Source organism: Gluconobacter sphaericus NBRC 12467 (genome assembly GCF_006539125.1).
GTDB lineage: Bacteria > Pseudomonadota > Alphaproteobacteria > Acetobacterales > Acetobacteraceae > Gluconobacter > Gluconobacter sphaericus.
Window position 1 is genome coordinate 111,736 of sequence record NZ_BJMK01000002.1, and the last position, 11,382, is coordinate 123,117.

9 protein-coding genes are annotated in these 11,382 nt (G+C 60.6%); 5 read left to right on the forward strand and 4 right to left on the reverse strand.

The genetic code is table 11. The annotated features are described in order from the left end of the window. Positions 1–5: 5 nt before the first annotated feature. Both GSP01_RS02615 and GSP01_RS02620 read right to left on the reverse strand, forming a co-directional pair. Positions 6–1,364 (reverse strand): L-serine ammonia-lyase, encoded by a 1,359-nt coding sequence (locus tag GSP01_RS02615; RefSeq protein WP_141350387.1) that lies wholly within the window; start codon positions 1,362–1,364, stop codon positions 6–8. Continuing rightward, positions 1,365–2,429, reverse strand: a complete 1,065-nt coding sequence (locus tag GSP01_RS02620) for a threonine aldolase family protein (RefSeq protein ID WP_255320850.1) — start codon at positions 2,427–2,429, stop codon at positions 1,365–1,367. A gap of 83 nt (positions 2,430–2,512) precedes the next feature. Here GSP01_RS02620 and folD point away from each other — a divergent pair, with 83 nt between their 5' ends. The 3 genes from folD to GSP01_RS02635 are packed head-to-tail and all read left to right on the forward strand — an operon-like array spanning position 2,513 to position 6,227. Beyond that, a complete protein-coding gene (gene folD / locus GSP01_RS02625; RefSeq protein WP_141350392.1) occupies positions 2,513–3,445 on the forward strand; it encodes a bifunctional methylenetetrahydrofolate dehydrogenase/methenyltetrahydrofolate cyclohydrolase FolD in 933 nt (310 codons plus the stop codon). After that, positions 3,442–4,194, forward strand: coding sequence for a methylenetetrahydrofolate reductase (locus GSP01_RS02630; RefSeq protein WP_141350394.1), 753 nt, complete (start codon positions 3,442–3,444; stop codon positions 4,192–4,194). The genes folD and GSP01_RS02630 overlap by 4 nt, the downstream gene beginning before the upstream one ends. A 32-nt stretch (positions 4,195–4,226) precedes the next feature. Beyond that, entirely contained in the window at positions 4,227–6,227 is a 2,001-nt protein-coding gene (locus GSP01_RS02635; RefSeq protein ID WP_141350396.1) for a M1 family metallopeptidase, read from the forward strand. A gap of 140 nt (positions 6,228–6,367) precedes the next feature. Here GSP01_RS02635 and GSP01_RS02640 read toward each other — a convergent pair whose 3' ends face one another. After that, the gene (locus GSP01_RS02640) at positions 6,368–6,790 is read right to left on the reverse strand and encodes a flagellar biosynthesis regulator FlaF (RefSeq protein ID WP_141350399.1); all 423 of its coding nucleotides are present in this window, start codon (positions 6,788–6,790) and stop codon (positions 6,368–6,370) included. Positions 6,791–6,933: 143 nt separating this feature from the next. Continuing rightward, positions 6,934–8,451 (reverse strand): flagellin N-terminal helical domain-containing protein, encoded by a 1,518-nt coding sequence (locus GSP01_RS02645; protein WP_141350402.1) that lies wholly within the window; start codon positions 8,449–8,451, stop codon positions 6,934–6,936. 177 nt (positions 8,452–8,628) lie between these two features. On the opposite strand from GSP01_RS02645, the gene GSP01_RS02650 reads away from it, so the two are divergent. Then, the gene (locus GSP01_RS02650) at positions 8,629–9,861 is read left to right on the forward strand and encodes a putative DNA modification/repair radical SAM protein (protein ID WP_141350404.1); all 1,233 of its coding nucleotides are present in this window, start codon (positions 8,629–8,631) and stop codon (positions 9,859–9,861) included. Beyond that, positions 9,858–11,354: a UdgX family uracil-DNA binding protein gene (locus GSP01_RS02655; RefSeq protein ID WP_255320851.1), complete on the forward strand. Its 1,497-nt coding sequence runs from the start codon at positions 9,858–9,860 to the stop codon at positions 11,352–11,354. The genes GSP01_RS02650 and GSP01_RS02655 overlap by 4 nt, the downstream gene beginning before the upstream one ends. The last annotated feature ends 28 nt before the right edge of the window (positions 11,355–11,382 follow it).

Here is an 11,382-nt window from a genome sequence, read left to right on the forward strand (position 1 = left end):
CGTCCTCAACATTCGGGGAAATTGACGGCCAGACCGCCGAGGGACGTTTCCTTGTAGCGGTGGTTCATGTCGCGGCCCGTCTCGGCCATTGTGCGGATAACCTGATCGAGTGAAACGTGATGGTCGCCATCCCCGTGCATGGCGAGAGACGCCGCGTTGACGGCCTTGATCGCCCCGAAAGCATTACGCTCGATACAAGGGATCTGCACCAGCCCCGCCACTGGGTCGCAGGTCATGCCCAGATGATGCTCCATCCCGATTTCGGCGGCATTCTCCACCTGAAGTGGCGTGGCACCCAGGGCTGCAGCAAGTCCGGCAGCGGCCATTGAAGATGCAACGCCGACTTCGCCCTGACACCCGACTTCTGCGCCTGAAATCGACGCATTCAGCTTGAACAGTCCGCCAATGGCCGCCGCGGTCAGCAGGAACCGTCGCTGCCCGTCGAGCGAATATTCGGGGCAGAACTCGCGGTAATAACGCAGCACGGCCGGGATCACGCCCGCAGCACCGTTGGTTGGTGCCGTAACGACGCGCCCGCCAGCGGCGTTTTCTTCATTCACAGCGATAGCGAACAGGCTGATCCAGTCCATGACCCCATGCGCGGCGGGCTGGTTGCTGCGGCTTTGTTCCTGCAGCCGTTCGTACAGCGCAGCAGCCCGCCGTCGCACGTTCAGCCGTCCCGGCAGCGTGCCTGAACGGTGCAGTCCGGCGTCCACGCAGTCCATCATTATAGCTACGATCCGGTCCAGATACGCCTCGACTTCGGCGCGCGGCCGCAGCACGTTTTCATTGGCCAGAACCACACCCGCGATATCGAGCCCTGTTTCCTGCGTGCGGGTCAGGAGTTCCGCGCCGCTGGTGAAGTCATAAGGCATGTCAGGCTGGGCATAGGTCGCGGTTTCGGTCGCCTGTTCGGGGACGATGAACCCACCACCCACCGAACAGAACCGCGCACAGGCCAGCAGACGGTCTTCGGCATCGAACGCCTCGAACTGGAGCGTGTTGGGATGAACCGGCGGGATGGTCTTTGTATCGAGGACGATGTCTGTTTCCGGATCGAAGGGCGTGGGATGCCCTTTGAACGGGATCAGATGTGTCTGGTTCACGGAGGTCACAATGCTGTCTGCCAGCATCGGGTCCATCGTGTCGGGCTTTTCGCCCGCCAGCCCAAGAATGACGGCACGGTCCGTCGCATGGCCCCGCGCCGTCCAGGCGAGCGAGCCGTAAAGTGTGACGCGCAGACGCGACACCTCCGCCGCATGGGGCAGGGTGTCGGCAAAACGTGCGGCCGCACGCATGGGGCCGACAGTGTGCGAAGAAGACGGACCGATCCCGATCTTGAACAGGTCGAACAGGCTGATCATTCAGGCAGCGATTTCGGCAAGCAGTGCGTCAACGTCCTGTTCCCGGGTGTAAAAGCTCGGCACAAGACGGATGAGCGTGCCCGACACCCCCTCGGGTGTCGGCCAGCGATAGAAGCCAAATCCTGCCGCTTCCAGTTCTTCGACCAGCCGGTCCGGCAGGATGACGAACACTTCGTTGCCCTGCGTCTCGAACGGAAGCTGTGCGCCCGCGTGACGGCGCAAACCTTCGACGATCCGCTGAGCCATGGCGTTGGCATGTGCGCTGTTCTTCAGCCACAGCCCATTGTCCAGCAGGGTCAGAAGCTGCGCGCTCAGGAACCGCGCCTTGGACCACAGATGGCCGCTGCGTTTGATGCGCCGCTCGAAATCTTTCAGCGCCGGGCGCGTGCGCTCATTGACGAAGAACACGACCGCTTCTGCCGCCATGGCCCCGCATTTCGTGCCGCCGAACGACAGAACATCCACCCCGGCCTGCCACGTCGCTTCGGCCGGTGTGCAGCCCAGATGCGCGATAGCATTGCTCAACCGAGAGCCATCCAGATGGACGGGCAGGTCCTGCTCATGGGCGATGTCGCACAGCGTCGCCAGATCCTTAAGGGCATAGACCGTGCCCCATTCTGTGGCCTGCGTCAGGGATAGCGCCTGGATGGGGGGCTTGAGAATTCCGCCCTGTGCATTGACCTGCAGACCTGTTTGCAGGGCTTCAGGCGCCATGCGGCCATCGGCGGAAGGCAGCGTGACAAGCTTGGCGCCATGCATGAAAAATTCCGGCGCCCCGCCCTCGTCATTGCTGATATGCGCGCTCTGGTCGCACAGCACCGCGCCATAGGGTGCCACAAGCGCGGAGAGTGCCAAACTATTGGTCGCAGTCCCCGTCACGACGGGAAAAACCGCGACTTCTGCTTCGAAGACCTCGCTGAAACGCGTATTGAGGGTGCTGCTCAGGATATCGGCGCCATAGGATCCGACGCTGCCCTCATTGGCGCGCATCATGGCCTCCATCACGGCGGGGCAGGCGGGGGAAACATTGTCACTGGCGAAGTTCTTGCGTATTTCGTCGGTCACGAGACCATCCTCAGTTCCTGCGGCCGTCACGGCCTGTTTGTTAGCGTAACTGAACTGACTGCCAGTTGTCATCCGGAGTGCCCATGAGCATGTTGTTCCCCGAGAAGTCTTCCGAACCGGCATCCCAGATCGTTGATGGCAAGATCATTGACGGCAAAGGCATCGCCCGCGCTCTGACCGATCAGGTGGGTCGTGAAGTGGCAAAATTCGTCGAACAGGGCAATACCATTCCTGGCCTTGCCGTTGTTCTGGTGGGTAATGATCCGGCCTCTGAAGTCTATGTGAAGAACAAGGCGATCCAGACCCATCGCGTGGGCATGCGTTCCTTCATGCACATGCTGCCGCAAAGCACGTCGCAGGATGAACTGCTGGACCTGATTGCCCAGCTCAACGCCAATCCGAAGATCCACGGTATTCTGGTTCAGCTTCCTCTCCCGGCCCAGATCGACCCGGTTGCAGTGACGAACGCCATTGCGCCGCACAAGGACGTGGACGGTCTGGGCGAGGTCAATGCCGGCCGCCTGTCGCTCGGGATCGATGGCATCGTGCCCTGCACGCCGCTGGGCTGCCTGATGCTGCTCAAATCCGTCCATGAGGACATGACCGGCAAGCATGCCGTGGTGATTGGTGCGTCCAACCTTGTCGGTAAGCCGATGGCACAGCTCCTGCTCAAGGAGAATTGCACGGTCACGGTCGCCCATATCCACACCCGCAATACAAAGGAACTGGCCCGGGAAGCGGACATCCTGGTCGTGGCGACGGGGAAAAGCGGTCTGGTCCGTGGTGACTGGATCAAGCCGGGCGCGACTGTGATCGATGTCGGCATCACCCGTGTTCCGGCCGAAAATGGCAAGACACGCCTGGTGGGCGACGTGGTATTTGATGAGGCTCTGCCGGTCGCCGGACACATCACACCGGTTCCGGGCGGTGTTGGCCCCATGACCATCGCCTGTCTGCTGCACAATACGCTTCAGGCCGCCCGTGCAACGCAGGCGGTTGCGGACGCGTCTTCATGACCCGCGTTTCGGTTGAGCTGGTTCCGCGTTCGGCAGAGGCCCTGCTGGCGGATGTGCAGACCGTACGCGATGTCCTGCCGCAGGTTAGCACGTTAAATATTCCGGACCTGATCCGATTCCCTCTGCGTAGCTACGATGCCGCCTCTCTGCTTACGAAACAGGCGTCGTTTGAGGTCATCCCGCATATCCGTGCCGTCGATATCGCTCCGGGTGCGCCGTTGCCGGGCGCGGACCGTCCGGAACTGACCTCCATTCTCGTCGTCGCTGGCGACCCGCCACCAGCCGGAAGTGACAGAAAGGTCTATCCCAACACGTCCGCCCAGATCATCGAACGTTACTGCCGGGAAGCGCCGCATCTGAAGGTCTATGCGGTGTTCGACCCGTATCGCCGCGCGCCGTATCAGGAACTCGAGGATATTGCCCGCAAACGCGATGCTGGTGCCTGCGGGTTCTTCACCCAGCCGCTATTCGACATTCCGATGCTCGAATCCTGCATGGACTGGCTGCAGGACGACACGGTGTTCTGGGGCATTTCTCCCGTTCTGGGTGATAAATCCCGCCGTTACTGGGAGCGCGTTAACCATGTGGTCTTCCCGCGAGACTACGATGGGACGCTGGAAGGCAATATAGCTTTTGCGCGCCGGATGCTGGATGTTATCCGCGAGAAAAACGACAATGCCTACCTGATGCCCCTGAAAGTTGACCTGGCATCCTATCTGGGAGCGCTTGACGACATTATAACGGGGTAACATCGAACCACCGAACGGAGGGTCCGCCCCGGATGTCTGTGCGCCTTTTTCTGCTTCCTCTGCTGGGAGGCATGCTCGTTCCTGCTGCCTTGCTGCCCGAGACCGTTACTGCAAAAACGCTCGCCGATCCGGCAGCCGTTTTCGCACCCCTGACCCTCCCTGATGCTCCAAACGCCTATCGCTCGGGGTCGGGTCTTCCGGGCCCGCAATACTGGCAGAACCGTACGGATTACGTCATCCATTCACGGATCGACACACAGGCCCACGTCCTGCACGGTTCTGAAACCATAACCTACAGCAACAACAGCCCCGAGGCGCTCGACGTTCTGTGGCTTCAGCTCGATCAGAACATCTATCGCGCCGATACGCGGGGCGAGGTCGGAGCGATCCCCGGCAGCCATATGATGTCGGGCAATCATACCGATGGCATTGTGATCGAACATGTCTCGGTCGTTCAGGGTGGTCGTGCAGTGGACGTCACGCCTCTGATTTCCGACACGCGGATGCAGCTCACGCTCCCCCGTACGATCAATCCGCATGGTGTGGCCTTCGTGAAGGTCGACTGGCATTACACGCTGCCCGGTCCGTGGGGTGGCCGCACGGCTGTTACGCCGACACGCGAAGGCGATATCTATGAAGTCGCGCAGTGGTATCCGCGCCTGAGCGTTTATGATGATCGCCGTGGCTGGAACACGCTGCCTTATCTGGGGCAGGAGTTCTTCCTGGAATATGGCAGCTTCGATTACAGCGTGACCGTGCCCTGGAACTACACGCTCGTGGGGTCCGGCGCGCTGCTTAATCCCGAACAGGTTCTGACTCCCACCGAGCGCAACCGTCTGGCGCAGGCGGCCCAGAGCGACACGCGCGTCATGATCCGCACGCTCAATGATATCACCGATCCGAAAAGCCACCTGAAGCAGAGCGGTGAAGTCACCTGGCATTACGCCATGCGTAACTCGCGCGATGTGGCGTTTGCGGCCTCGCCGGCTTTTGTCTGGGACGCCGCGCGGATCAACCTGCCGCCGATTGTGCCTTGGTCGAACTATCACCCTGTGCCCCGGCTTGCGATGTCGGTCTATCCGCGTGAAGGGATCGGGCCGCATGGCTGGGACCGCTCAACGGATTACGTCAAACACGCCATCGAGTATTTCTCGTCGCAGTGGTTCGAATATCCTTGGCCGAACGCCGTCAATCTGGGCGGACATGGTGCGGGCATGGAATATCCGGGCATCGTCTTTGACGGTATGAGCGATCGCGATCCGCAGTTGTTCTGGATTACGACGCATGAACTGGGACATGGCTGGTTCCCGATGATCGTCGGCACGGATGAACGGCGCAACGCCTTCATGGACGAGGGCTTCAACACGTTTATCGACGTGTATGCCTCAGACCACTTCAACAACGGCGAGTTTGCCCCCAAGCGCGATTCTGAATTCGCTCCCAAGACCGGTAACCCCGCGCAGGATATCGTCCCGGTCCTTACCGATCCGAACGCGCCCGTGCTCATGACGGCCGCAGACGGCGTGTCCGAAAAATACCGTCACAGCGTGACCTATTTCAAAGGCGCCTATGGCCTGAAACTCCTGCGCGAACAGATCCTCGGCCCGGTCCGGTTCGACGCAGCTTTCCGGCGCTATATTTCCGAATGGTCGTTCAAGCACCCGTCGCCGTCCGATTTCTTTCGTCTGATGAGCAGCGAAGCGGGCGAGGATCTGGGATGGTTCTGGCGTGGCTGGTACTTCACCAACGCTGCTCCGGATTATGCACTGGGAGACATTCATCATGACGCCGGAAAGCCTGTGACCGTACAGGTCCGCAATTACGGAGCCCTCCCGCTTCCGGTGCTCCTGCGTGCCGATTATGCAGATGGCAAATCGGAAGAACTTCGTATCCCGACGGAAGCTTGGCGCCAGAGCAGCGATATCGTTGTTTCACTGCCGGCCCATGATGGCCTCAAGGCCGTTACGCTGGACCCGGATCATGTCATCCCGGATATCGACCGCTCGGATAACCGGATTGCCGTTACTCCCTGAGGTTACGGAAAAGTGCGGGGCATAAAATGCCTTGCACTCCTGTCGCGAACAGGGAACGAAAAAGGGCGCTTGGCTAAGCCGGCGCCCTGAAGCGGCATATCAACACCGAAAATGGTAGGACCAGACAGTCGTGCCGGATTTCAGCCCACGAGTTCCAGAGAGGATCTCGTGGGGGCCGTGGAATAGGCACCGGCCATCGTGGGCGCCACGTTCTGAGGCACCGGTGCTGCGACCAAACCTTCGATCATGTCGTTGTTGATGTCGATGAGTGGCTGCAGATCCTTCGGCGCGTTGAAGGCGGAATTGGAATAACGCATCGACCAGGATCCGACCTTGATCAGATCGTCGCGTAGAACAGGCGGCAGAGGGCAGTCGACCCGCTCGACGCTCAAGGACAGTAGGCTCCAAAGCTTCAGATTGGCCGCCAGAGCGGCGACCTTTGCCTCGTGATCGGAAGCCTGCGTCAGAAGCATATTGACGTGCCGGAATGCCATGATTTCGACTTCTCGCGAAGAAAGGTAGCTTCCGGACTGTTTCTGATACTGTGAGGATGCATAAGTCACGACGGCAAACACCTTTCGGTAAAGACTGTTTAAGGAGCCGCTGCGGGATGAAGCAGCAGGCTTCTGAAGCAGTCCTGCGTATGGGCAGGGGAAGGTCTGGGGCGTGAAGGGCACCGGAAAACCGGTGCCCTTCAGATACCTGATCAGCCGCGGAAGAGGCTGAGCAGGGTGGAAGACTGCGAGTTTGCAATCGACAGCGACTGAACAGCCAGCTGCTGCTTCGTCTGAAGCGAGGTCAACTTGGCGCTTTCCGCTGCCAGATCTGCGTCCGTCAAGGCGCCTACACCCGTCGTCAGTGCGTCGGACAGGCTGGATGTCGTGGTCTGAAGGTTGGAAATTGTCGTGCTGGAATAACCGATCGAAGAGGCGGTGCGTGTTACGCTCGAAATCGCAGCCTGAATGACGGCGCTGACAACAGCCGCGCCAGTGACAGCTGTGGCTGTACCAGTGAAGCCCGCAGGGGTTCCGGCTGTTCCGGCGGAGACGACCCCGGAGGTGACTGTGCCCATCACGGTCTTCGTGGCAGCAATGGAATTGCCGGCGATGGTCAGATCATTGCTGGTGTCACGGGAGACACCGAAGCCCTGATATTCCATAGCCTGCGTCATCAGGTCGACTTCTTTGACGCTTTTTGCGCTTAACGTACCATTTGAGGTGCTTAGGCTTGTTGCGGCGGACGTATTGACGTCCGTGACGACAGTTTTGGTCGTCACGTTTCCATTGGCGTCGAAAGCCGTATTGGCGGTATAAACGGAGTTACCATTGCCGTCCTTGGACTGGACAATGCTGTCGCCGTTGTTCAGCGAGTAGGTAATCGACCCGTCGGATGCTGTGGTTTGGGATGTGATTGTGACCGTGCCTGAATCCGCCAGGGTGCCGTCCGAATTGAGCGAGAAATCGCTACCACTCCCGCCGATTGCCTTGCTCAGCACACCCAGAGCGTCGCCCTGCCCGGCAGTAGACTGGTCGTCCGCGATAAAGTTGTAGGTGACAGACGGATTCGATGCACTGACAGTGCCGCCCGTTCCGGCTGCCGCAACGTTCTCCATCTGGATAGCTGGATTTGCTCCGAGGGCAGTCGAAGTTGCAGATGTATCGCTGCCCAGTGCCAGCAGCGAGCCCTGCGTATCCATGCTCAGGTTGGACAGGCCAAGGCCTGCGGATGTCACGTTGAAGCCGTTCTGCGTGAACATCGTGCCCTGTGCATCCATGGCGGTGGACAGGGTTGTGTAGCTCGTGCCGTTGCCCGTCTGGCCGGACAGCAGGTTTACACCTTCGAACTTGGCGCCCGTGGCAGCAGAGTCGATGGCGGACAGGGTCTGCGTGATGGCGGTGTTCAGGGTCGAGTCGTCGACGCCCGTGGTGTTCGTGCCGATCGTGGTTGCCAGGGACTGCAGGGAAGCCGAGATACTCGACAGACCCGTCGTCGCCGTGTTTAGCACCTGAGCGGAGAACTGAAGGCCTGTGGAGACGCCCGACAGTGTCGAGAGCTGGGCGGTCATGTTCTGGGCAATGGAATACATTGCGGGATTGTCAGACGCGCTGTTGACCGACTTGCCCGTGGAGACCGCGTTTTCGGTCTGGGTCAGCTCAGCCGTCGTCTGGTTGAGGCTCTGGAGTGCGGCCATTGCCGCAGTATTTGTATTAATTGACAATGACATTGAATTCGTTCTCCGTCGGTGCAGGTTTGCGTCCTCAGGATAGGGGGGAGTAGTTAACGGAAGCTGAATCCGGATCGTTAAAAAAAGCCCTCCGAAAATAACGAAAAATCGGGAAAAACTGGTTAATTTCACGCTTTCTCTTGCGCTCCAGACTCTGGAACGAAATAAGAACGCAGTATGAAGAAATCCCTCTCCCAGCGCTTGGCGATTCTGTCTGATGCGGCGAAATACGATGCGTCCTGCGCGTCGAGCGGGTCGGGGCGCAGGGATTCGGCCAAAAGCGGCGGCATTGGCTCCACGACCGGGAACGGAATCTGTCATGCGTACACGCCGGACGGGCGCTGTGTGTCGCTGCTCAAAATCCTGCTGACCAACTTCTGCGTCTACGACTGCGCCTACTGCATCAACCGCTCGTCCTCGAACGTGGAGCGTGCCCGCTTTACGCCCGAGGAAGTCGTGTGGCTGACGCTGGAGTTCTACCGGCGCAACTGCATCGAAGGGCTGTTCCTGTCTTCGGGCATCATCCGCTCGTCCGACCATACGATGGAACAGCTTGTGCAGGTGGCGCGGGACCTACGTTTGAAACACGGATTCCGGGGCTACATCCATCTCAAGACCATCCCCGACGCATCACCGCGTCTTCTGGAAGAAGCCGGGCGCTATGCGGATCGCCTGTCGATTAACGTTGAAATGCCGACCGTCGCCGGGCTGGAACAGTACGCGCCGCAGAAAAAGGCGAGCGGTATCCGGCAGGCGATGGGTGAAATGCGCCTGAAGATCGACGCGGGTAAGGACCGCAGCCATACCGGTCGCCGGGCGGAGCGCTTCTCGCCGGGGGGGCAGAGCACACAGATGATCGTGGGGGCGGATGCCGCGTCCGATCAGGATATTCTCGCCAGCAGCGCCAATCTTTATGGCTCTTACGGGCTGCGTCGCGTCTATTATTCCGCCTTCAGCCCCATTCCCGACGCCTCGGCCCTTCTGCCCGCGAAAAGCCCGCCGCTTCAGCGTGAGCACAGGCTTTATCAGGCTGACTGGCTGTTCCGGTTCTACGGGTTTGCGTTTGGAGAACTGACGGCCGGTCGCGCGGATGGGATGCTCGATCTGGAGTTGGACCCCAAGCTGGCCTGGGCGCTGGATAACCGGGCGCTGTTTCCGGTTGATTTGAACCGGGCATCGAAAGAAATGCTGCTGCGGGTGCCGGGGCTGGGGGTGAAGGCCGTGGCGGCCATTCTCAGGGCACGGCGGCATCAGGCGGTACGGCTGGAGGATCTGGCACGGTTGAATGTATCCATCCGTAAGGTGCGTCCCTTCGTGCAGACGCCGGGCTGGAGTCCCGCTCGCCTGACCGACCGGCATGACCTGCGCAGCCTGTTCAGCCCCGCGCCCCAGCAGATGAGCCTTCTGTGACGCGCTACGTCCTCATGGTTGAGGACAGTGCCGCGTTTGAGCCCTGGCGGGAGATGGCCCGCGCGGCATTGCAGTGCGCAATCCCGCCCGAAGCCATCGACTGGCGCATCCGGGGTGGCGAGACGGATCTTTTCGGACAACTCGCGGACACGGACGACGGGATGGAGGCGCTGACGGCGGCCCCTTTTGCGAAAACCGTGACATTGCGGGCGTCCTGTATTGCGCTGCTGCGGGACATGCTGTGCCATTCCGATCCCGGCCGGTTCGCGCTCGCCTACCGGATCGCCTGGCGGGTGCAGGGCAATCCGCATCTCCTGGATGTGGCGACCGACGCCGATATCGCCAAAGCCCGGATCATGGTGAGGCAGAACCGGCAGGACTGTCACAAGATGATGGCTTTTGTCCGCTTCCGCGAACAGCCAGTACAATCGGATGAAGGGGAGGGGCGGCGACGCTTTCTCGCATGGTTCGAGCCGCAGCATCATATCCTTGAACGTATCGCCCCGTTCTTTTCGAAGCGCTTCACGGATATGGACTGGATGATCCTTACCCCGCGTGGCTCGATCTGCTGGAACGGCAAGGATCTTGCCTACTCTGCGGAAGCCTGTGAGCAGCCGGAACTGGACGACGGGTTCGGGGATCTGTGGAACACCTATTACGCCTCCACTTTCAATCCCGCCCGCGTCCGTACGAAAGCAATGCGCCGCGAAATGCCGGGCCGTTATTGGAAAGACCTGCCTGAAACCCGCCTGATCCCGCAGCTTGTCTCGGGTGCGGAAGCGCGGGTCCGGGCGATGGCCGAGCAGGAGCTCCAGCCCGCCCCGGCTTTTCATGAGCGGCTGCGGTCCCGTGAGGAGCGTCCGGTGGAATTCTTGCCTGACCTGCCGGAGAGCCTTGACGGACTGGCGGCCCGGATCCGCACCTGCACGTCCTGCCCGCTACACTGTTCGGCGACGCAGGCTGTCGTCGGGGAAGGGCTAGCCAACGCACGCATCATGGTCGTCGGAGAGCAGCCGGGCGATCAGGAGGATCTGGCAGGGCGTCCTTTCGTCGGTCCGGCAGGACAGCTTCTGCATGAGGCGCTCGGAGAGGCCGGGGTCGATCGTAGTGCGCTGTATTTGACGAATGCCGTCAAACATTTCCGTTTCCGTCTTCAAGGGCGCCGGCGCATCCATCAGAACCCGCATGCGGAGCATGTGACGGCTTGCCGCCCCTGGCTGGAGCAGGAAATTGCGCTGATTCGTCCGAAACTCATCGTATCGCTGGGGGCCACGGCACTCAGGGCGCTGGACGGGCCGGGCATGGCGATGTCGGATGTTCGCGGGACGTCATGGACCGTGGGAACTGGCGAAAATGCCGTCCGGCGTCTGGCGCTTGCCCATCCGTCCTGGTTGCTGCGGCTGGGGGAGGGGGCCCAGGGTGAGGGCGAGCGGCAGCGCTTCGTAGAGGGGCTCGCCCGTCTGAGAAACTTTCCGGATCAATCGGGGTTGTAGGGGACGGTGCGTCTCAGAGAATGGAAAC